The sequence below is a fragment of the Pseudomonas sp. JC1203 genome (assembly GCF_056175065.1).
The window spans coordinates 34,371-56,507 of record NZ_JBWCAM010000023.1; the positions used below are offsets into that span (position 1 = coordinate 34,371).

General features: G+C 63.8%; 13 protein-coding genes and 1 pseudogene. 9 read left to right on the forward strand and 5 right to left on the reverse strand.

The window, feature by feature from the left end; all coding sequences use genetic code 11:
* Positions 1-218 precede the first annotated feature (218 nt).
* A complete protein-coding gene (locus AC0SZ7_RS27120) occupies positions 219-5,075 on the forward strand; it encodes an NAD-glutamate dehydrogenase (RefSeq protein ID WP_475507260.1) in 4,857 nt (1,618 codons plus the stop codon).
* Positions 5,076-5,386: 311 nt separating this feature from the next.
* Here AC0SZ7_RS27120 and acnB read toward each other — a convergent pair whose 3' ends face one another.
* Positions 5,387-7,996: a bifunctional aconitate hydratase 2/2-methylisocitrate dehydratase gene (gene acnB / locus AC0SZ7_RS27125; RefSeq protein ID WP_455923657.1), complete on the reverse strand. Its 2,610-nt coding sequence runs from the start codon at positions 7,994-7,996 to the stop codon at positions 5,387-5,389.
* A gap of 397 nt (positions 7,997-8,393) precedes the next feature.
* Here acnB and AC0SZ7_RS27130 point away from each other — a divergent pair, with 397 nt between their 5' ends.
* A complete protein-coding gene (locus AC0SZ7_RS27130; RefSeq protein ID WP_416425845.1) occupies positions 8,394-8,867 on the forward strand; it encodes a DUF1289 domain-containing protein in 474 nt (157 codons plus the stop codon).
* A gap of 75 nt (positions 8,868-8,942) precedes the next feature.
* Here AC0SZ7_RS27130 and AC0SZ7_RS27135 read toward each other — a convergent pair whose 3' ends face one another.
* Complete coding sequence (locus AC0SZ7_RS27135; RefSeq protein ID WP_475507261.1) at positions 8,943-9,803, reverse strand: universal stress protein; 861 nt, start codon at positions 9,801-9,803, stop codon at positions 8,943-8,945.
* A 162-nt stretch (positions 9,804-9,965) separates the two neighbouring features.
* On the opposite strand from AC0SZ7_RS27135, the gene AC0SZ7_RS27140 reads away from it, so the two are divergent.
* The 5 genes from AC0SZ7_RS27140 (at position 9,966) to AC0SZ7_RS27160 (ending at position 15,518) form a co-directional block, all read left to right on the forward strand.
* Positions 9,966-10,571, forward strand: coding sequence for a MiaE family protein (locus tag AC0SZ7_RS27140; protein WP_475507262.1), 606 nt, complete (start codon positions 9,966-9,968; stop codon positions 10,569-10,571).
* 175 nt (positions 10,572-10,746) lie between these two features.
* Positions 10,747-11,220 (forward strand): MarR family winged helix-turn-helix transcriptional regulator, encoded by a 474-nt coding sequence (locus AC0SZ7_RS27145; protein ID WP_475507263.1) that lies wholly within the window; start codon positions 10,747-10,749, stop codon positions 11,218-11,220.
* Complete coding sequence (locus tag AC0SZ7_RS27150) at positions 11,217-12,692, forward strand: efflux transporter outer membrane subunit (protein ID WP_475507264.1); 1,476 nt, start codon at positions 11,217-11,219, stop codon at positions 12,690-12,692. Before AC0SZ7_RS27145 ends, AC0SZ7_RS27150 begins: the two co-directional genes overlap by 4 nt.
* Before the next feature lie 14 nt (positions 12,693-12,706).
* Positions 12,707-13,924 carry an EmrA/EmrK family multidrug efflux transporter periplasmic adaptor subunit gene (locus tag AC0SZ7_RS27155; protein WP_475507265.1) on the forward strand — a complete coding sequence of 406 codons (1,218 nt, stop codon included), beginning with the start codon at positions 12,707-12,709 and terminating at the stop codon, positions 13,922-13,924.
* Positions 13,925-13,991: 67 nt separating this feature from the next.
* Complete coding sequence (locus AC0SZ7_RS27160; protein ID WP_475507266.1) at positions 13,992-15,518, forward strand: DHA2 family efflux MFS transporter permease subunit; 1,527 nt, start codon at positions 13,992-13,994, stop codon at positions 15,516-15,518.
* A 145-nt stretch (positions 15,519-15,663) separates the two neighbouring features.
* Here the strand turns inward: AC0SZ7_RS27160 and lpxH are convergent.
* Together lpxH and AC0SZ7_RS27170 are read right to left on the reverse strand one after the other, a co-directional pair.
* Positions 15,664-16,383: pseudogene (gene lpxH, locus AC0SZ7_RS27165) on the reverse strand (UDP-2,3-diacylglucosamine diphosphatase); the annotation flags it as partial.
* The gene (locus tag AC0SZ7_RS27170) at positions 16,380-16,883 is read right to left on the reverse strand and encodes a peptidylprolyl isomerase (RefSeq protein ID WP_475507267.1); all 504 of its coding nucleotides are present in this window, start codon (positions 16,881-16,883) and stop codon (positions 16,380-16,382) included. The pseudogene lpxH and the gene AC0SZ7_RS27170, both read right to left, overlap by 4 nt.
* Positions 16,884-17,097: 214 nt before the next feature.
* Here AC0SZ7_RS27170 and AC0SZ7_RS27175 point away from each other — a divergent pair, with 214 nt between their 5' ends.
* Positions 17,098-18,804: a glutamine--tRNA ligase/YqeY domain fusion protein gene (locus AC0SZ7_RS27175; RefSeq protein WP_475507268.1), complete on the forward strand. Its 1,707-nt coding sequence runs from the start codon at positions 17,098-17,100 to the stop codon at positions 18,802-18,804.
* A 9-nt stretch (positions 18,805-18,813) separates the two neighbouring features.
* On the forward strand, positions 18,814-20,196 hold the full coding sequence (gene cysS / locus AC0SZ7_RS27180) for a cysteine--tRNA ligase (protein ID WP_475507269.1): 1,383 nt from the start codon (positions 18,814-18,816) through the stop codon (positions 20,194-20,196).
* A gap of 30 nt (positions 20,197-20,226) precedes the next feature.
* Here the strand turns inward: cysS and AC0SZ7_RS27185 are convergent, their stop codons facing one another.
* Complete coding sequence (locus AC0SZ7_RS27185; protein ID WP_475507270.1) at positions 20,227-22,023, reverse strand: sigma-54-dependent Fis family transcriptional regulator; 1,797 nt, start codon at positions 22,021-22,023, stop codon at positions 20,227-20,229.
* Positions 22,024-22,137: the final 114 nt, after the last annotated feature.

Consider the following 22,137-nt stretch of genomic DNA (forward strand, 5'->3'; position numbering starts at 1 on the left):
CTGGTTAAGCTGGGCAGTTGAAACAGGGCCGCCAATGCAACGTCCAATGTACTGGCCGGTCCGTTTCTTCGCCGGGCAAGGCCGGCCCTGCCCGGTTTCCGGCTGGCCTTGAACACCGGATTTTCCTCCCCTGTTGCAGCGGGTTGGCTATGGTTGATCCCAACAGGGGAATACACGCGACGCTTCATTCAAAAACAAGCCCAAGCGGAGTACCACAGATGGCGTTCTTCACCGCAGCCAGCAAAGCCGACTTCCAGCAACAACTGAAAGCGGCCCTGGCGCAGCACGTTAGTGAACAGGCCCTGCCACAAGTAGCGCTGTTCGCTGATCAGTTCTTCGGCATCATCTCATTGGACGAACTCACCCAGCGCCGCCTGAGCGACCTGGCCGGCTGCACCCTCTCGGCCTGGCGCCTGCTGGAGCGGTTCGACCACGCCCAGCCCCAGGTGCGGGTCTACAACCCCGACTACGAACGCCACGGCTGGCAATCCACCCACACCGCGGTCGAGGTGCTGCACCACGACCTGCCGTTCCTGGTGGACTCGGTGCGCACCGAGCTCAACCGTCGCGGCTACAGCATCCACACCCTGCAGACCACCGTGCTCAGCGTGCGCCGCGGCGCCGATGGCAGCTTGCTTGAGCTGTTGCCCAAGGGCACCCATGGCGACGGTGTGCTGCAGGAATCGCTGATGTACCTGGAGATCGATCGCTGCGCCAACGCCGCCGAGCTCAAGCTTCTGGCCAAGGAGCTGGAGCAGGTGCTGGTGGAAGTGCGGGTGGCCGTGGCCGATTTCGAGCCGATGAAAGCCAAGGTCCGCGAAGTGCTGCAACTGGTGGACCAGAGCCCCTACGCGGTGGCTGAAGACGAGAAGGCCGAGGTCAAGACTTTCCTGGAATGGCTGGTGGCCAACCACTTCACCTTCCTGGGCTATGAAGAATTCGTGGTGGCCAATGACGCCGATGGCGGCCACCTGGTGTACGACGAGAGCTCGTTCCTGGGCCTTACCCGCCTGCTGCGCGCCGGCTTGAGCGCCGATGACCTGCGCATAGAAGACTACGCCGTCAATTACCTGAATGAACCGCTGCTGCTGTCCTTCGCCAAGGCCGCGCACCCCAGCCGCGTGCACCGTCCGGCCTACCCCGACTACGTTTCGGTGCGCCAGTTGGACGCCGATGGCCGGGTGATCAAGGAATGCCGTTTCATGGGCCTGTACACCTCCACGGTGTATGGCGAAAGTGTCCACCATATCCCCTACATTCGCCGCAAGGTTGCCGAGATAGAGCGCCGTTCGGGCTTTGACCCCAAGGCGCACCTGGGCAAGGAACTGGCCCAGGTGGTGGAGGTGCTGCCGCGCGACGACCTGTTCCAGACCCCGGTGGACGAGCTGTTCACCACGGTGATGTCGATCGTGCAGATCCAAGAGCGCAACAAGATCCGCGTGTTCCTACGCAAGGACCCTTACGGGCGCTTCTGCTACTGCCTGGCCTACGTACCGCGTGACGTCTATTCCACCGAGGTGCGGCAGAAAATCCAGCAGGTGCTGATGGACCGCCTCAAGGCCAGCGACTGCGAGTTCTGGACGTTCTTCTCGGAATCGGTGCTGGCGCGTGTGCAGTTGATTCTGCGCGTGGACCCGAAAAACCGCATCGACATCGACCCGCTGCAATTGGAAAACGAAGTGGTGCAGGCCTGCCGTTCCTGGCAGGACGACTACGCCAGCCTCACCGTCGAGGCGTTTGGCGAGGCCCACGGCACTAACGTGCTGGCAGACTTCCCGAAAGGTTTCCCGGCCGGCTACCGCGAGCGTTTCGCCGCGCATTCGGCGGTGGTCGACATGCAGCACCTGCTGGCCCTGAACGACAAGCGCCCGCTGGTGATGAGCTTCTACCAGCCGCTGGCGCAGACCGGCAAACAGCAGCTGCACTGCAAGCTCTACCACGCCGACACGCCGCTGGCGCTGTCCGACGTGCTGCCGATCCTGGAAAACCTCGGCCTGCGCGTGCTGGGCGAGTTCCCGTACCGCCTGCGCCACACCAACGGCCGCGAGTTCTGGATTCATGACTTCGCCTTTACCGCCGCCGAAGGCCTGGACCTGGATATCCAGCAGCTCAACGACACCCTGCAGGACGCCTTCGTGCACATCGTGCAGGGCGACGCCGAGAACGACGCCTTCAACCGCCTGGTGCTGACTGCCGGCCTGCCATGGCGCGACGTGGCGCTGCTGCGGGCCTACGCCCGCTACCTGAAGCAGATCCGCCTGGGCTTCGACCTCGGCTACATCGCCAGCACCCTGAACAACCACACCGACATTGCCCGCGAACTGACCCGGCTGTTCAAGACGCGGTTCTACCTGGCGCGCAAGCTCACCGGCGAAGACCTCGACGACAAGCAGCAGCGCCTGGAGCAAGCCATTCTCAGCGCCCTGGACGACGTGCAGGTGCTTAACGAGGACCGCATCCTGCGGCGCTACCTGGACCTGATCAAGGCCACCCTGCGCACCAACTTCTACCAGCCGGATGCCAACGGCAACGCCAAGTCGTACTTCAGCTTCAAGTTCAACCCCAAGCTGATTCCCGAGCTGCCCAAGCCGGTGCCCAAGTTCGAGATTTTCGTCTACTGCCCACGGGTGGAAGGCGTGCACCTGCGCTTCGGCAACGTCGCCCGCGGCGGCTTGCGTTGGTCGGACCGTGAGGAAGACTTCCGCACCGAAGTGCTGGGCCTGGTAAAAGCCCAGCAGGTGAAGAACTCGGTGATTGTGCCGGTGGGCGCCAAGGGCGGCTTCCTGCCGCGGCGCCTGCCTTTGGGCGGCAGCCGTGACGATATCCAGGCCGAAGGCATCGCCTGCTATCGCCTGTTCATCTCGGGCCTGCTGGACATTACCGACAACCTCAAGGACGGCGGCGTGGTGCCACCGGCCAACGTGGTGCGCCACGACGACGATGACCCCTACCTGGTGGTGGCCGCCGACAAGGGCACCGCGACCTTCTCCGACATCGCCAACGGCATCGCCATCGACTACGGCTTCTGGCTGGGCGACGCCTTTGCCTCGGGTGGTTCGGCCGGCTACGACCACAAGAAGATGGGCATTACCGCCAAGGGCGCATGGGTGGGCGTGCAGCGCCACTTCCGCGAGCGCGGCATCAACGTGCAACAGGACGTGACCACGGTGATCGGCATCGGCGACATGGCCGGCGACGTGTTCGGCAACGGCCTGCTGATGTCCGACAAACTGCAGCTGGTGGCAGCGTTCAACCACCTGCACATCTTCATCGACCCCAACCCGGACCCGGCCAGCAGCTTCGCCGAGCGCCAGAGGCTGTTCGACCTGCCGCGCTCGGCCTGGAGCGACTACAACACGGCGATCATGTCAGAGGGCGGCGGCATCTTCCCGCGCAGCGCCAAGAGCATCGCCATCAGCCCGCAGATGAAGCAACGCTTCGACATCCAGGCCGACAAACTGACGCCTACCGAACTGCTGAACGCCCTGCTGAAGGCGCCGGTAGACCTGCTGTGGAACGGCGGCATCGGCACCTACGTCAAGGCCAGCAGCGAGTCCCATGCCGATGTGGGTGACAAGGCCAACGACGCTCTGCGCGTGAACGGCAACGAGCTGCGCTGCAAGGTGGTGGGCGAGGGCGGCAACCTCGGCATGACCCAGCTGGGCCGCGTGGAGTTCGGCCTGCTGGGCGGCGCCACCAACACCGACTTCATCGACAACGCCGGCGGTGTTGACTGCTCCGACCACGAGGTCAACATCAAGATCCTGCTCAACGAAGCGGTGCAGGCCGGCGACATGACCGAGAAGCAGCGCAACCTGCTGCTGGGCAGCATGACCGACGAGGTCGGCCACCTGGTGCTGGGCAACAACTACAAGCAGACCCAGGCCCTGTCCCTGGCCGCGCGCCGTGCCTACGAGCGCCTGGCCGAGTACAAGCGGCTGATGGCCGACCTGGAAAGCCGCGGCAAGCTGGACCGCGCCATCGAGTTCCTGCCGTCCGAGGAGCAGCTGGTGGAGCGCGTGGCGAACAATCAGGGCCTGACCCGGGCCGAGCTGTCGGTGCTGATTTCCTACAGCAAGATCGACCTCAAGGAAGCCCTGCTCAAGTCCCAGGTGCCGGACGACGACTACCTGACCCGCGACATGGAAACCGCGTTCCCGCCGTCGCTGGTCAGCAAATACGCCGAGCCCATGCGCCGCCACCGCCTGAAACGCGAGATCGTCAGCACCCAGATCGCCAACGACCTGGTCAACAACATGGGCATCACCTTCGTGCAGCGGCTGAAGGAGTCCACCGGCATGAGCCCGGCCAACGTCGCCGGTGCCTATGTGATCGTGCGCGACATCTTCCACCTGCCGCACTGGTTCCGCCAGATCGAGGCGCTGGACTACCAGGTGGCCGCCGAGGTGCAGCTGGCGCTGATGGATGAGCTGATGCGCCTGGGCCGCCGTGCCACGCGCTGGTTCCTGCGCAGCCGCCGCAACGAGCAGGACGCTGGTCGCGACGTGGCCCATTTCGGGCCGCACATCGCTGCCCTGGGGCTGAAGCTGGACGAGCTGCTGGAGGGCCCGACCCGTGAGGTGTGGCAGACCCGCTACCAGGGTTACGTCGAAGCCGGCGTGCCGGAGCTGCTGGCGCGCATGGTGGCGGGCACCAGCCACCTGTACACGCTGCTGCCGATCATCGAGGCCTCGGACGTCACCGGCCACAACGCCGCGGAAGTGGCCAAGGCGTTCTTCGCCGTGGGCAGTTCCCTGGACCTTAACTGGTACCTGCAGCAGATCAGTAGCCTGCCCGTGGAAAACAACTGGCAGGCCCTGGCCCGCGAGGCGTTCCGTGACGACATCGACTTCCAGCAGCGGGCGATCACCATCTCCGTGCTGCAGATGGCCGACGCCCCGGCTGACATGGACGCGCGGGTCGAATTGTGGATCGAGCAGCACAAGAACATGGTAGTGCGCTGGCGCGCCATGCTTGAAGAGCTGAAGGCCGCCACCGGCACCGATTACGCCATGTACGCCGTGGCGAACCGCGAGTTGATGGATTTGGCATTGAGCGGTACGTCCAACCCGTAAGCTTGCCTGTCTCATGAAAAAACCCGTCGCTTGTGACGGGTTTTTTTTGGCTGCACGCCCTGGGTGTGGCCGGCTGGCGGCCGCAGTGTTCTTGGACGAACGGGTTTGGGTCCAGACGCAGCCTGGCGGCAGCTGCTACGCAGATCACTTGTAGCCGCTGGCGAAGCCTGCGCTGGCCCTGGTCCACGCCGAAGATCTGCATTTACTAGCCGAGACCGTTGCTGCTACATCCGTCGCAACGTGCCACGGCCAACCTTGCGGCAATAAAAAACCCCGTCACCAGGACGGGGTTTTTTTATTGCCGGTCGGGCTTAGGCCTGAACCACCGGAATATTCGCGCTGGCAGCAGCCTCGCGGAATTCGGCGATCTGGTCGAAGCTCAGGTAGCGGTAAACGTCGGCAGCCATGCTGTCGATGTTCTTCGCGTACTCCATGTACTCCTCGACGGTTGGCAGCTTGCCCAGGATAGAGGCAACGGCAGCCAGTTCGGCGGAGGCCAGGAACACGTTGGCGCCATCGCCCAGACGGTTCGGGAAGTTACGGGTGGAAGTCGACACCACGGTGCTGTTCGGCTCAACGCGTGCCTGGTTACCCATGCACAGCGAGCAGCCTGGCATTTCCATGCGCGCGCCAGCCTTGCCGTAGATGCCGTAGTAGCCTTCCTCGGTCAGCTGGTGGGCGTCCATCTTGGTCGGCGGCGACAGCCACAGGCGGGTCGGCAGTTGGCCTTTCACCTGGTCCAGCAGCTTGCCGGCAGCGCGGAAGTGACCGATGTTGGTCATGCACGAACCGATGAACACTTCGTCGATCTTCTGGCCTTGAACGGTGGACAGCAGGCGAGCGTCGTCCGGGTCGTTAGGGGCGCAGAGGACTGGCTCCTTGACGTCGGCCAGGTCGATTTCGATGATTTCGGCGTATTCGGCGTCGGCATCGGCGGTCAGCAGTTCAGGGTTGGCCAGCCAGGCTTCCATCGCCTGGGCGCGGCGTTCCATGGTGCGCGCATCGCCGTAGCCTTCGCTGATCATCCAGCGCAGCAGGGTGATGTTCGACTTCAGGTACTCGGCGATGGCCTTTTCCGGCAGCTTGATGGTGCAACCGGCGGCGGAGCGCTCGGCCGAGGCGTCGGACAGTTCGAATGCCTGTTCAACAGTCAGCTCGTCCAGGCCTTCGATTTCCAGGATACGACCCGAGAAGGCGTTGATCTTGCCTTTCTTCTCGACGGTCAGCAGGCCTTTCTGGATGCCGTAGTAAGGGATGGCATGTACCAGGTCACGCAGGGTGATGCCCGGTTGCAGCTTGCCCTTGAAGCGCACCAGTACCGACTCCGGCATGTCCAGCGGCATGACGCCGGTGGCTGCGGCGAAGGCGACCAGGCCCGAACCTGCCGGGAACGAGATGCCGATAGGGAAGCGGGTGTGCGAGTCACCACCGGTACCGACGGTGTCCGGCAGCAGCATGCGGTTCAGCCAGCTGTGGATGATGCCGTCGCCTGGGCGCAGGGACACGCCGCCGCGGGTGCGGATGAAGTCCGGCAGGGTGTGGTGGGTAACCACGTCGATCGGCTTCGGATAGGCAGCGGTGTGGCAGAACGACTGCATGACCAGGTCAGCGGAGAAGCCCAGGCACGCCAGGTCTTTCAGCTCGTCGCGGGTCATCGGGCCGGTGGTGTCTTGCGAACCCACGGTGGTCATTTTCGGTTCGCAGTAGGTGCCAGGACGAACGCCCTTGCCTACTGGCAGGCCGCAGGCCTTGCCGACCATTTTCTGTGCCAGGGTGAAGCCCTTGCCAGTGTCGACCGGTGCTTCCGGCAGCTTGAACAGGTCGGTTGGGCCCAGGCCCAGCTCGGCGCGCGCTTTTTCGGTCAGGCCACGGCCGACGATCAGCGGGATACGGCCGCCGGCGCGGACTTCGTCCAACAGCACCGGGGTCTTCATTTCGAAGGTGGTGATGACTTCGTCGGTACCGTGCTTGCAAACCTTGCCAGCGTGCGGGTACAGGTCGATCACGTCGCCCATGTTGATGTTCGAGACATCGAATTCGATCGGCAGGGCGCCGGCGTCTTCCATGGTGTTGTAGAAGATCGGGGCAATTTTCGAGCCGAAGCAGAAACCACCGGCGCGCTTGTTCGGCACGTACGGGATGTCGTCGCCGAAGAACCACAGCACCGAGTTGGTCGCCGATTTACGCGACGAACCGGTACCCACCACGTCACCGACGTAGGCGATAGGGAAGCCTTCGCCACGCATCTGCTCGATTTGCTTCATCGGGCCGATGGAGCCTTGCACGTCCGGCACGATGCCGTCGCGGGCCATTTTCAGCATGGCCAGGGCGTGCAGCGGGATGTCAGGGCGCGACCAGGCGTCGGGGGCAGGGGACAGGTCGTCGGTGTTGGTTTCGCCGGTGACCTTGAACACGCGCAGGCTGATCTTGTCGGCCAGCACCGGACGCTTCTTGAACCACTCGCCGTCGGCCCACGATTGCAGCACGCCTTGGGCGTGAGCATTGCCGTTCTTGGCTTTTTCAGCCACGTCGTGGAAGGCGTCGAACATCAGCAGGGTGTGCTTGAGCTGTTCGGCGGCAACAGCGGCCAGCTCGGCGCTGTCCAGCAGTTCAACCATGGTGGCGATGTTGTAGCCGCCCTGCATGGTGCCCAGCAGTTCGACGGCACGTTTCTTGTCGATCAGCGGGGAGGTGGCTTCGCCCTTGGCGATGGCGGAGAGGAAACCGGCCTTCACGTAGGCCGCTTCGTCCACGCCTGGCGGAACGCGGTTGGTGATCAGGTCGACAAGGACGGCTTCTTCGCCAGCCGGAGGATTCTTCAACAGCTCGACCAGGCCGGCTGTTTGTTCGGCGTTAAGCGGCTGGGGCACGATACCCTGGGCGGCACGCTCTTCGATGTGTTTGCGGTAGGCTTCAAGCACAGTTATTACCCTCATCAGTGGTCCCTGTCCGGGACGCTCATCCAGTCACTTCTGCGCCCATGCGCCGCACGGCTTTTAGAGCCGTCTAGCCGGGGCTGCAGAAATTCCTTGTAGAAGCTGCTTTCAAAGTTTTACGCCTCCAGAACGGGGAGCTGATGAGGGCTGGCGCCAGGTATTCATGCCTGTGAATACCTGCGCCAACGCCGTTCTGTCGGATAACTGTGCTCGTGACGCTTTGAAAACAGCTTCTAGCGGACATTGGTGCCTAAAAAGGCAGCGTGATTCTACGGCAAAAAAACAAGAAAGGTAAGTTAAGCCCTACCACTTCAGGGGTGATCATCCTTAGACAAAGGGCTAACATGGCCGCCTGTCTCCTTTGTAAAAGCGTTGCCGGCCCATGTCCAATCAGTCCATCAAGACCCCCTGTGTAGGCCTGTGCTCCACGGTTTACGGGGATCTTGTGTGCCGCGGCTGCAAGCGTTTCCACCATGAAGTGATCCACTGGAACGGCTACGACGACGACGCCAAGCGCGCCGTGTGGCTGCGCCTGGAGCAGTTGCTGGTGCAAGTGATGGTGGCCAAGCTCGAAGTCTTCGACAAGGACAAGCTGCGCCTTCAGCTGGAGCAACGCAAGATCCGTTTTGTGCCAAACCAGTCAGAGTACTGCTGGGCCTACCAGCTGATCGCCCGTGGCGCGCGGGTCATCAACCAGCTGGAGGCCTACGGCATGGTCCTGCTGCCGGAATTTCGCGACTGGGAGCTGCCGGAACTGCGCGATGCCATTGATCGGGAATTTTTCCTGCTGTCGGAGGCGCATTACGAGCGCTACATAGCGCCCGGTTTTTTGCAGGACGCGTTTCCCGAGGCTTGAGGGCCTCTGGGAGCTGGCTTGCCAGCGAGCTTTGAGGGCCTCAAAAACTCGCTGGCAAGCCAGCTCCCACACAAACTAACCGCGCGCCAATTCTTCCAGGTGCGCGATGATCTCGTCGGTCTTGAGCACCAGCACGTCACTCTCCAGCGCATCCAGCACCACTTCCGCGGTATTGCCGATCAACGCCCCCGACACCCCCGTGCGCGCCACGGTGCCGATCACGGTCACGGCGGCGTTGAGCTTCTGCGCGGTGAAGGGGATCAGCACGTCCGCAGGCCCTTCGGCGATGTGCAGGTGTGAGTCGTCGATGTCGAATTCGGCCTGGAACGCCGCGCACTGCTCGCGGTAGCGCGCCTCGATGGTTTCCTTGAGCTGGAACGCCGGGTCCTTGGCCGACAGCATGGGTGAGGGGTGGGCGGCTATCACGTGCAGGTCGCCCTTGGCCAGGCGGGCGATGTCGAAGCCATGTTCGATGATGTTCGCGTGCAGATGCCGGTGTTCGCCGTCGGCATTGCCCACGTCCACTGCCGCCAGAATCACGCCGTGGGTCCAGGGCCGCTCGCTTTTCACCATCAGCACGGCGCATGGGCAGTGGCGCAGCAGCTTCCAGTCGCTGGGGGTGAGCAGGAAGCGTTTCAGCGCGCTTTCGTGGCGGTGTTGCTTGATCACCAGGCCGCAGCCTTCCGTCTGCTGCACCTTGATGATGGTTTTTTCCAGGTTGCCTTCCCAGGCCTGCTCGGCGGTGGCGCTGAAACCGTCGTCGTGCAGCTGGCTCTTGAGCAGGGTCAGCAGGGCGCTATGGTCCTGGTGATGGTCGCACATCAACAGGTGCAGGTGCGCCTGGGTGACGCCGGCGATCAGCTTGGCGCGGGTCAGTGCCTGGCTGTGGGCGTGTTCTGGGTCCAATACCACCAGCAGGCTACGAATGGTTTGCATGACGGTGCTCCCGGGCAGGTAGGGGCGGGTAGGGACAGGTGCATGCGTCTACTATAGACAGCCGCCCGCCGGGCCTATTGACCTCTCTCAAGCATAGCGGCTGGCGATCTGCCGTGGGGTCCGTATAATCGCCGGCTTTTGCCCCGCCGCCAGGAGTTGAACATGCTGTCTGAAATCCATGAGTTCCTCGGTTGCAGGACGCCGCAGGCGTGGGTCGACGCAGCCCTGGTGAACCAGGAAACCATGCTGGTGGACCACAAGAACTGCGAGTTCAAGGCCGCCAGCACCGCGTTGAGCCTGATTGCCAAGTACTGCACTCACGCCGACCTGATCAACTTCATGTCGCGCCTGGCCCGTGAAGAGCTGGTGCACCATGAACAGGTGATCCGCCTGATGAAGCGCCGCAACGTCGAACTGCGGCCGCTGAACGCCGGGCGCTACGCCTCGGGCCTGCGCAAGGTGGTGCGCAGCCATGAGCCGGTGAAGCTGGTGGACACGCTGGTGGTGGGCGCGTTCATCGAGGCGCGCAGTTGCGAGCGGTTCGAGGCGCTGGTGCCGCACCTGGATGAAGAGTTGGGCACCTTCTACCACGGCCTGCTGAAAAGCGAGGCGCGGCACTATCAGGGCTACCTGAAGCTGGCGCATCACTACGGTGAGGCCAAGGACATTGCCAAGACCATCGAGAAGGTGCGCGCCGTCGAGGCCGAGCTGATTCTCAGCCCTGACCCCGAGTTCCGCTTCCACAGCGGCGTGCCTGCCTTCGCCTGACCCCTCCTGTAGCCGCTGCCGCCAGGCAGCGGCTACGCCAATACGCGCGAACATCCCCGCCTAAACTTTCCCGCCCGTTTGTCGTCCAAATACTAAGCAAGCTAATAAATTTATTTGACATTAGCTGCCTAGGCAGTAACATCTTGTATAAATTACTGCCTAGGCAGGCTTCTTGATGAAACACTTCACCCCGGAAAACTTCCAGCGCTGCACCATCGGCCTGCTGCTGGGCCGTGCATCGCAGGTCAAGGACCGTATCCTGGACACCCACCTGGTGCCCGAAGGCGTGACCTCGGCGCAGTTCAAGGTGTTGATTTTCATCGACATGTACAAGGTCGATACACCAGCGGAGCTGTGCCGCTACCTGTCCCTGGACAGTGGCTCGATGACCCGCATGCTCGACCGCCTGGAACAGAAAAACCTGGTTACGCGCAAGCGTTGCGCCACCGATCGGCGGCAGATCCGGCTGGCGCTCACCGCCGAGGGGCATTCCCTGGCAGAGCGCATGCCGCACATCGGTGCCGATGCGATGAACGACCTGGTCGGGGTGCTGGAACCGACCGAACTGGCGGACCTGGAACGAATCTTAACCAAAGTATTGCTGGCGGCCGGGGACACCCTCACCGCCTTGCGAGTAGGTGCAAAATGAGCGGCAAGTCCTTACGCAACCGGTTCAGTCTGGTGTTCCTGGCCATGAGCCTGGCCGGCTGTGCCAATTTTCATGGCCTGAATACCTCGGGCGTGGCCACCGACGCGAAAACCCTGCAGGCCGATGGCACGCTGAAAGGCGTGACCCTGTCGCCTGCCGCCTGGCCGAAAGCCGACTGGTGGAAAAGCCTGGGCGACGAGCAACTGGACGGCCTGATTCGCGAAGCCCTGCGCGACAGCCCCGACATGCAGGTAGCGGCGGCCCGTGCCCACCAGGCCACTGCCGCCGCCCTGGCCGCAGACGCTGCGCGCATGCCGACCCTGGACGCCTCGGGCGGCCTGCTGCGCGAGCGCCTGCCCAAGGTGCAGGACCCGCAGGGCGTGGGTGGCCTGTACGCCACCGTGCGCGAGGCGCAACTGTCGTTCAACTACAGCTTCGACCTGTGGGGCGGCCAGCGTGATGCCTGGGAAGCTGCACTTGGCCAGGCCCGCGCCGCCGAAGTCGACCGCCAGGCCGCCGGGCTCACCCTGGCCGCCGATGTCGCCCGTGCCTACAGCGACCTGGGCCAGGCCTACATCATGGACGACCTGGCCCAGGACGACCTCAAGCGCACCCAGCAGATGTTGAACCTGGGCCAGCGCCGCCTGAAAGCCGGCATCGACAGCGACTACCAGTTCCAGCAGACCGAGAGCCTGGCTGCCAGCTCCCAGGCCTCGGCCGAAGACGCCAAGAAACGCCTGCAAAGTGCACGCATCGCCCTGGCAGTGTTGCTGGGCAAGGGCCCGGACCGCGCCGACGAAATCGCCCGGCCAAAAGTATTGCAGGCCAGCGCCGTGGCCCTGCCATCGGTACTGCCCGCCGAACTGCTGGGCCGCCGCCCGGACCTGGTGGCCGCGCGCTGGCGCGTCGAGGCTGCGAGCAAGGACGTAGCGGCCGGCAAGACCCGCTTCTACCCCAACCTCAACCTCAGCGCCGCGGCGGGCACCCAGTCGCTGCTGGGTGACTCGCTGTTCGGTGGCGCCAGCCGCCTGCTGAGCATTTCACCGACGGTATCGCTGCCGATCTTCGACGGTGGCCGCCTGCGCGCCGACCTTGATGCCCGCGACGCCGACTACGACCTAGCGGTGGCGCAGTACAACAAGAGCCTGGTGAAGGCCCTTGGCGACGTCAGCGACACCATCAACCAGTTGCACGCCATCGACCTGCAGATCAAGGCCCAGGAACGCGCGGCCAACATCGCCAAGCAGTCCTTCGATACCGGCACCCTTCGTTACGGTTCAGGCGTCGGCAACTACGTGGACGTGCTGACCATCGAGCAGCAACTGCTGCAGGCACAACGACAACTGGCCAGCCTCAACGCCGAACAGATCGACCTGTCGATCCAGTTGATGCAAGCCCTGGGCGGCGGTTACCCGGGTGACAACGTCGCCCAGGCCGCCACCCCTCCCGCACACGCAACGCAGACTGAATAAGCAAGGTAACTGTCATGGCTACTGCCTCCGCTACAAATTCGCAGGACCAGGCTCCGGCAACGGAACAACCCAACGCTGGCAACCCGCGCAAGCGTAAGGTGATGCTGTTCATTCTGCTGTTGCTGGTGATCCTCGGCGGCCTGGGTACCTGGGGCTGGTACGAGGTGTATGGCCGTTGGAGCGAGAGCACCGACGACGCCTACGTGAACGGCAACGTGGTGGAAATCACCCCGCTGGTCACCGGCACCGTCACCAGCATCGGCGCCGACGACGGCGACCTGGTGCACGCAGGCCAGGTGCTGCTGGAGTTCGACCCGGCAGACGCCAAGGTCAACCTGCAAAGCGCCCAGGCCAACCTCGCCAAGGCCGTGCGCCAGGTGCGCGGGCTGTACAGCAACGTCGATGGCGCCAAGGCGCAGTTGCTGTCGCGCCAGACCGACCTGAAAAAGGCCCAGGACAACTACGACCGTCGTCGTACCCTGGCCGCCGGCGGGGCTATCTCGCAGGAAGAACTGAGCCACGCCCGTGACGACCTCAATGCTGCCCAGGCCGCTGTCGTCAACGCCCAGCAGGGCCTGAAAAGCAACACCGCGCTGGTGGATGACACCACCGTGGCCACCCACCCAGACGTGATGGCTGCCGCCGCGCAGCTGCGCCAGGCGTACCTGGCCAACGCCCGGACCACGCTGATCGCGCCGGTGACTGGCTACGTCGCCAAGCGTACCGTGCAACTGGGCCAGCGCATTCAGCCGGGCACCGCGACCATGGCCGTGATCCCGCTGGACCAGATCTGGATCGACGCCAACTTCAAGGAAACCCAACTGAGCAAGATGCGCATCGGCCAGCCGGTGGACATCACCGCCGACCTGTACGGCAGCGACGTCAAGTACAGCGGCACCGTCGACAGCCTGGGCGCCGGCACCGGCAGCGCTTTCGCCCTGTTGCCGGCGCAGAACGCCACCGGCAACTGGATCAAGATTGTCCAGCGCGTGCCGGTGCGTATCCACCTGAACCCCGACGAGCTGAAAAACCACCCGCTGCGCATTGGCCTGTCCACCGTGGTCGACGTCAACCTGCACGACCAGAGCGGCCCGGTGCTGGCCCAGCAGCCGCCACAAAAGGCCTCGTTCAGCACCCAGGTGTACGACCGCCAACTGGGTGAGGCCGATGACATGATCACCCGCCTGATCCACGACAACAGCGTCGGCACCGGCAACACCGCCCAACGCTGATTCGCCGATCCACAGGCCCCGTGCGCTCGCGCGGGGCCTGTACGCCTCCAACTTCCAGGGATTTGCGATGAGTAACGCTTCCTTCAAGCCGCCCAGCCTGCTGCTCAGCACCATCGGCCTGTCGCTGGCGACCTTCATGCAGGTGCTCGACACCACCATCGCCAACGTGGCGCTGCCGACCATTTCCGGCAACCTTGGGGTCAGCTCCGAGCAGGGCACCTGGGTGATCACCTCGTTTGCCGTGAGCAATGCCATCGCCTTGCCGCTGACCGGCTGGTTGAGCCGCCGCTTCGGCGAGGTAAAGCTGTTCCTGTGGGCCACCATCCTGTTCGTGCTGGCCTCGTTCCTGTGTGGTATTTCCACCTCGATGCCTGAGCTGGTGGGCTTCCGCGTGCTGCAGGGCGTGGTGGCAGGGCCGCTGTACCCCATGACCCAGACGCTGTTGATTGCGGTGTACCCCCCGGCGAAAAGGGGGATGGCATTGGCACTGCTGGCCATGGTGACGGTGGTGGCCCCGATTGCCGGGCCGATTCTGGGTGGCTGGATTACCGACAGCTACAGCTGGCCGTGGATTTTCTTCATCAACGTGCCGATCGGTATCTTCGCCTGCCTGGTGGTGCGCCAGCAGCTGGCCGCACGCCCGGTGGTCACCAGCCGCCAGCCCATGGACTACGTGGGCCTGATTGCCCTGATCATTGGTGTGGGCGCCTTGCAGATCGTGCTCGACAAGGGCAACGACGCTGACTGGTTCGAGTCCAACTTCATCATTATCGGCTCGGTCATATCGGCCATTGCCCTGGCGTTCTTCGTCATCTGGGAGCTGACCGACGAGCACCCGGTGGTGAACCTGAAGCTGTTCAAGTACCGAAACTTCCGGTTCGGCACCATTGTGTTGATCCTGGGGTACGCGGGCTTCTTCGGCATCAACCTGATCCTGCCGCAGTGGCTGCAGACGCAGCTGGGCTACACGGCCACCTGGGCGGGGCTTGCGGTGGCACCGCTGGGCATATTGCCGGTATTGATGTCGCCGTTCGTGGGCAAGTACGCCACCAGGTTCGACCTGCGGATTCTGGCGGGGCTGGCGTTCCTGGCCATCGGCACCAGTTGCTTCATGCGCGCCGGCTTCACCAACGAAGTGGACTTCAACCACGTGGCCCTGGTGCAGCTGTTCATGGGTATCGGCGTGGCGCTGTTCTTCATGCCGACGCTGACCATCCTGCTGTCGGACCTGCCGCCCAACCAGATTGCCGACGGCTCGGGCCTGGCCACCTTCCTGCGGACCCTGGGCGGCAGCTTCGCCGCCTCGCTGACCACCTGGATCTGGATCCGCCGGGCTGACCAGCACCATGCCTACCTGACGGAAAGCGTGACGGTGTACGACCCGGCCACCCAGCACACCATCCAGCAGATGGGCGGGGCAGGGCTCAAGACCTACCAGCAGCTGGACGGCATCGTCGAGGCGCAGGCGTACATGCTCTCCACCGTGGATTACTTCACGCTGCTGGGCTGGATGTTCATGGGCCTGATTCTGATCGTGTGGCTGGCCAAGCCGCCGTTCGCCGCCAAGGCAGGGCCGGAGGCGGCAGGGCACTGATATCGGCGCCGGCCTTCCCGACCTTCAGGCTCTGTATGAAATGTGTGGAGCTTGCGTGAAATACTGTGGGAGCTGGCTTGCCCGCGAGCTTTTGAGGCCCGAAAAGCTCGCTGGCCAGCCAGCTCCCCCCCCGGGCATACACACCCGAGAAGGGAAACGCTGCCAGCGACATGCCCTGTTCATCCACCTGCAACGCCCAGCCATCCTTGTCCCAATCCCCCAGCACAATCCGCCGCGCGGGCGCATCGCCCACGTGCAGCTTGTGGATGGCCGGGCGGTGGGTGTGGCCGTGGATCAAGGTGTTGACCTTGTACTGTGCCATGATCCGTGGCACTTCTTCAGGCGTCACGTCGACAATGTCGTTGGCCTTCATGCGGGTTTGCGCGCGGCTTTCGCTGCGCAACTTGCGCGCCAGCTTGTGGCGGGTGCGCAGGGGCAGGTGGCGCAGAATGAACAGCGTCAGCGGGTTGCGCAGGATGCGGCGCATTTTCATGTAGGCTTCATCGCGGGTGCACAGGCTGTCGCCGTGCATCAGCAGCACCGGCTCACCGTAGAAATCGACCACGCTGGGGTCTGCCAGCAGGGTGGCGCCGGCCGCCTTGCAGAAGCGCTTGCCGATCAGGAAGTCGCGGTTGCCGTGCATCAGGAAGATCTTCGTGCCGCTGTCGCTGAGTGCGCGCAGGGCCTCGCCGATCGAAAGCTGGTAGGGGCTCATGCCATCGTCGCCGATCCAGGCTTCGAAAAAGTCCCCCAATATATAAAGAGCGCTCGCCGAGCGCGCGCGCCCGGCGAGAAACTCCAGAAACGCCCGGGTAATGTCCGGGCGTTCTTCCTGCAGGTGCAGATCGGAGATCAGCAGAATCACTCAATGATCTCGGCTTTCTCGATGACCACGTCTTCTACCGGTACGTCCTGGTGGCCCGACTTGGAACCGGTGGAAACGCCCTTGATCTTGTCGACCACGTCGTTGCCTTCAACCACTTCACCGAACACGGCGTAGCCCCAGCCTTGCACGGTCGGTGCGCTGTGGTTCAGGAAGGTGTTGTCGGCGACGTTGATGAAGAACTGCGCCGAAGCCGAATGCGGCTCCATGGTGCGGGCCATGGCAACGGTGTACTTGGTGTTGGAGAGGCCGTTGTTGGCTTCGTTCTGGATGCTTGGGCGCTTGTCTTTCTTTTCCTTCATGCCTGGCTCGAAACCGCCGCCCTGGATCATGAAGTTGCTGATGACGCGGTGGAATACGGTGTTGGCGTAGTGGCCAGCGTTAACGTACTCGATGAAGTTTTCAACGGTTTTCGGGGCCTTGTCAGCGTTCAGCTGCAGCACGATGTCGCCGAAGTTGGTAGTCAGTTTTACTTTGGACATTTCAGGATTCGCTCTTCTTTAGAGAATTTGGCGGGTCATTTATAACCCTGACGCGCAGTTTACAGGTCGCGATACGCATTTCGAGGCTGTTTTTTCGCAGACGGCCGGCGAAACCCGGCAGACTGGCCTGTCAGCGACTTGACAGCTTCGGCTATGATAAGCGCTTTGATTTAGTCGGCCTACCCATGGCCACAGGTACGTTTTCAAGGATCCTATGAGCAAGCCCACCGCCGATAACGCTCCCAATGCCGCAAACGCCAAAGGCGCGCCGGTAGTTCCCACCAATTTCCTGCGGCCGATCCTGCAGGCCGACCTGGACTCGGGCAAGCACGCCAGCATCGTCACCCGCTTCCCGCCGGAGCCCAACGGCTACCTGCACATTGGCCACGCCAAGTCGATCTGCGTGAACTTTGGCCTGGCCAAAGAGCTGGGCGGCGTCTGCCACCTGCGCTTCGACGACACCAACCCGGCCAAGGAAGACCAGGAATACATCGACGCCATCGAGCGCGACGTGAAATGGCTGGGCTTCGAATGGGCCGGCGAGGTGCGCTATGCCTCGCAGTATTTCGACCAGCTGCATGACTGGGCCGTCGAGCTGATCAAGGCTGGCAAGGCCTACGTCTGCGACCTGACCCCCGAGCAGGCGCGCGAATACCGCGGCAGCCTGACCGAGCCAGGCAAGAACAGCCCGTTCCGCGAGCGTTCGGTGGAAGAGAACCTGGACCTGTTCGCGCGCATGAAGGCCGGCGAGTTCAAGGACGGCGAGCGCGTGCTGCGTGCAAAAATCGACATGGCGTCGCCGAACATGAACCTGCGCGACCCGATCCTGTACCGCATTCGCCATGCCCACCACCACCAGACCGGTGACAAGTGGTGCATCTACCCCAACTATGACTTCACCCATGGCCAGTCCGACGCCATCGAAGGTATCACTCACTCCATCTGCACCCTGGAGTTCGAGGGCCATCGCCCGCTGTACGACTGGTTCCTGGACAACCTGCCGGTGCCTAGCCACCCGCGCCAGTACGAGTTCAGCCGCCTGAACCTGAGCTACACCGTGACCAGCAAGCGCAAGCTCAAGCAACTGGTCGACGAGCAGCACGTGCATGGCTGGGACGACCCGCGCATGTCCACCCTGTCGGGCTTCCGCCGCCGTGGCTACACCGCCGCGTCGATTCGCAACTTCTGCGAAATGATCGGCACCAACCGTTCCGACGGCGTGGTGGACATGAACATGCTGGAATTCAGCATTCGTGACGACCTGGACCGCAACGCCCCGCGCGCCATGTGCGTGCTGCGCCCGCTGAAGGTCACCATCACCAACTACCCTGAAGGCCAGGAAGAAACCCTGGAGCTGCCACGCCACCCGAAAGAAGACATGGGTGTACGTGTGCTGCCGTTCGCGCGCGAAATCTACATCGACCGCGACGACTTCATGGAAGAGCCGCCAAAAGGCTACAAGCGCCTGGAGCCTGCCGGTGAAGTGCGCCTGCGCGGCAGCTACGTGATTCGCGCCGATGAAGCCATCAAGGACGCCGACGGCAACATCGTCGAGCTGCTGTGCAGCTACGACCCCGACACCCTGGGCAAGAACCCCGAGGGCCGCAAGGTCAAGGGCGTGATCCACTGGGTGCCGGCCGCCGCCAGCGTCGAATGCGAAGTGCGCCTGTACGATCGCCTGTTCCGCTCGCCAAGCCCGGAAAAGGCCGAGGAGGGCGCAAGCTTCCTGGACAACATCAACCCTGATTCGCTGCAAGTGCTGACTGGTTGCCGCGCGGAGCCATCGCTGGCCCACGCACAGCCGGAAGACCGCTTCCAGTTCGAGCGCGAAGGCTACTTCTGCGCCGACCTGAAAGACACCCAGCCTGGTCGTCCGGTATTCAACCGCACTGTCACCCTGCGCGACTCGTGGGGCAGCTAAGGAATCATCGTGCTATCGATCTACAACACGCTCACCAAGAGCAAGGAAGTCTTCAAGCCGCTGGACGGCAACAAGGTGCGGATGTACGTGTGCGGCATGACCGTGTACGACTTCTGCCACATTGGCCATGGCCGCAGCATGATCGCCTTCGACCTGGTGACCCGCTGGCTGCGCCATAGCGGCTACGACCTGACGTACGTGCGCAACATCACCGACATCGACGACAAGATCATCAACCGCGCGCGGGAGAACGGCGAAAGCTTCGACGCCCTCACCGAACGCATGATCGCCGCGATGCACGAGGATGAGGCGCGCCTGAACATCCTCAAGCCGGACCTGGAGCCGCGTGCCACCGACCATATCGCCGGCATGCACGCCATGATCCAGACCCTGATCGACAAGGGCTTCGCCTACGCCCCGGGCAATGGCGACGTGTACTACCGCGTCGGCAAGTTCGTGGGTTACGGCAAGCTGTCGCGCAAGAAGATCGAAGACCTGCGCATCGGTGCCCGCATCGAAGTGGACGAGGCCAAGCAGGACCCGCTGGACTTCGTGCTGTGGAAAGGCGTGAAGCCGGGCGAGCCAAGCTGGGAGTCGCCGTGGGGCCCGGGCCGTCCGGGCTGGCACATCGAGTGCTCGGTGATGTCGACCTGCTGCCTGGGCGACACCTTCGACATTCACGGTGGTGGCAACGACCTGGAGTTCCCGCACCACGAGAACGAGATCGCCCAGAGCGAGGCGGCCACCGGCCAGCAGTATGCCAACGCGTGGATGCACTGCGGCATGATCCGCATCAATGGCGAGAAAATGTCCAAGTCCCTGGGCAACTACTTCACCATTCGCGACGTGCTGGCCAAGTACCACCCGGAGGTGGTGCGCTACCTGCTGGTGTCCAGCCACTACCGCAGCTCCATCAACTACTCGGAAGAGAGCCTGAAGGAGTCCAAGGGCGCGCTGGAGCGGTTCTACCATGCGCTCAAGGGCTTGCCGAGCGTGGCCGCCGCCGGTGGCGAAGAGTACGTGACGCGTTTCACCGACGCCATGAACGACGACTTCGCCACCCCGGAAGCCTGCGCGGTGCTGTTCGACCTGGTGCGCGAGATCAACCGCCTGCGCGACAGCGACCTGGACGCAGCCGCCGGCCTGGCCGCGCGCCTGCGCGAGCTGGGTAGCCTGCTGGGCGTGCTGCAGCTGGAAGCCGATGACTTCCTGCGCGCCGGTGCCGAAGGCAAGGTTGACGCAGCACAGGTCGACGCCTTGATCGCCGCGCGCCTGGCGGCGCGTGCCGGCAAGGACTGGGCCGAGTCGGACCGCATCCGCGACCAGCTGACCACCATGGGCGTGGTGCTGGAAGACGGCAAGGGCGGCACCACCTGGCGCCTGGCTGACTGACAGCCTGGGCGTTAATGGCGGCTGGCCAGCCTAGCCGCCATGGCGCTGGCGCAAGCGTTTGTACAGGGTGTTGCGGCTGACACCCAGGCGCCGTGCCAGTTGTGAGATGTTGCCGTCGCTGGCCTGGAGCATTTCGTCCAGGTCGGCGTCCCGGCTTTCAGGCAGCTCGGGCTGGCTGGCCGTCGAGAAATCGGCGAGAAATTCCTCGGGCAAGTCGCCCACCTCTACCTGTGGCCCTTCGGCCATGCCTGCCGCAACCTTCAAGACTGTCTCCAGCTGGCGAATATTGCCCGGCCACGGGTGCCGCATCAGCAGGCTCACCACCGCTGCGCTCAAGTGTGCGTCACAGCCTTCGCCGCGCAACCTTGCCCACAGGCTGTCGATCAGTTGCCGCCGGTCGCTGCGTTCGCGCAAGGGCGGCAGGGTCAGCGTGGTACCCACCAGCCGGTAATACAGGTCCTGGCGAAATTCGCCGGTGCGCACGCGCAGGCGTACATCCTCGTGGCTGGCGCAGATGACCCGGATGTCGACGGCAATCGGGTCGCCAGCGCCCAACGGCTGTATGGCCCGCTCTTGCAACACGCGCAGCAGCCGTGCCTGGGTGGGCAGGGGCATGTCGGCAATTTCGTCGAGAAACAGAATGCCCTTGTGGGCCTTGCGCACCAGGCCAGGGTTGCCCTTGTGGTGGGCGCCGGTAAAGGCACCCTTGTCGTAGCCGAACAGCTCCGATTCCACCAGCTCTGCGGGAATGGCCGCGCAATTGACCGCCACCAGCGGCTGCGCGCTGCGCTGGCTGGCGCGGTGCAGGGCTTTTACCAGCCATTCCTTGCCCACGCCGGTTTCGCCGCTGATCAACAACGGCACGTCCTTGTCCAGCAGGCGCGTGCCCATGGCCAGGCACTTGGCCACCCGGGCGTCGGCCTGTACTGGCACGCTGGGCCGGGCGGGTGCCTGGGCGGTGGTTGCCAGGGCAAGGCGCGGTGGCTGAAGCAGGCACTGGAAGCGGTTGCGCCCGGCGGCCAGCAAGGTGAAGGGGCTGGCGGCCGGGTGCCCGAGCAGGGCCGCCAACGGCAACTGGAACAGGCTTTCCAGGCTCTGCCCCGGCAGCGCCTGCCCCAGCAGGGTATCGGCGCGGCGGTTGGCAGACACGATGCGCCCAGCGCTGTCCACCGCCAGCAGGCCGGCCCAGGGGCTGTCGAGGTTGCTGGCGCCGGTGTTGAAGGTCAGCAGGTAGTGCTGGTCGCCGCAGGCGTCGCGGATCAGGCGGTTCTCCACGCCCTGGGCCATCATGCGCACCATGCCCAGCGTGTGCGACGGTGGCAGGTAGCTGTCGCTGGATACGTCCAGCACCGCCACGGTGCGGCGCCGATGGTCGAAGATCGGCGCCGCCGAGCCGGTCATGAAGCGGTTGGCCTTGAGGAAGTGTTCGTCATGCTCCACGTGCACTGCCTGGTAGCTGGCCAGCGCGGTGCCGATGGCGTTGGTGCCGGCGCAGCGTTCGGCCCAGCAGGCGCCGGCGGCAAAACCGGGGCGTTGGCCCAGGTCGGCCAGGCGTTGTTCACCCCAGGCTTGCAGCAGGCGGCCTTGGCCATCGGCCAGGCGGATCAGGCAGCTGGAGTTGCCGAGGATGTTTTCGTAGTAAGGCCGAACTTCCTGATCAGTGGTCGCCAGCAGCCCTTGCTGGTCAGCCAGTAGCTGCGCCAACGGCTGGCCGCACAGCGGATCGAACTGCGGCGCGTGCCCTTGTTGCAGGCCGAACGCACGGCAGCGGGACCACGAATCCTGGATCAGCGCCTCGTGGGTGAGGGTGGCACTGGAGGTGAACATGGCGGTTGGCCTGTTGTTTTTGTCCCTCCAGTGTTGTTCAGCCTGCCGGGTTGTCAATGCGCAGCTGTTCAGTTGTTCAGCGGATAGTGTTCACTTTTGTTCAGTGCTGAACAC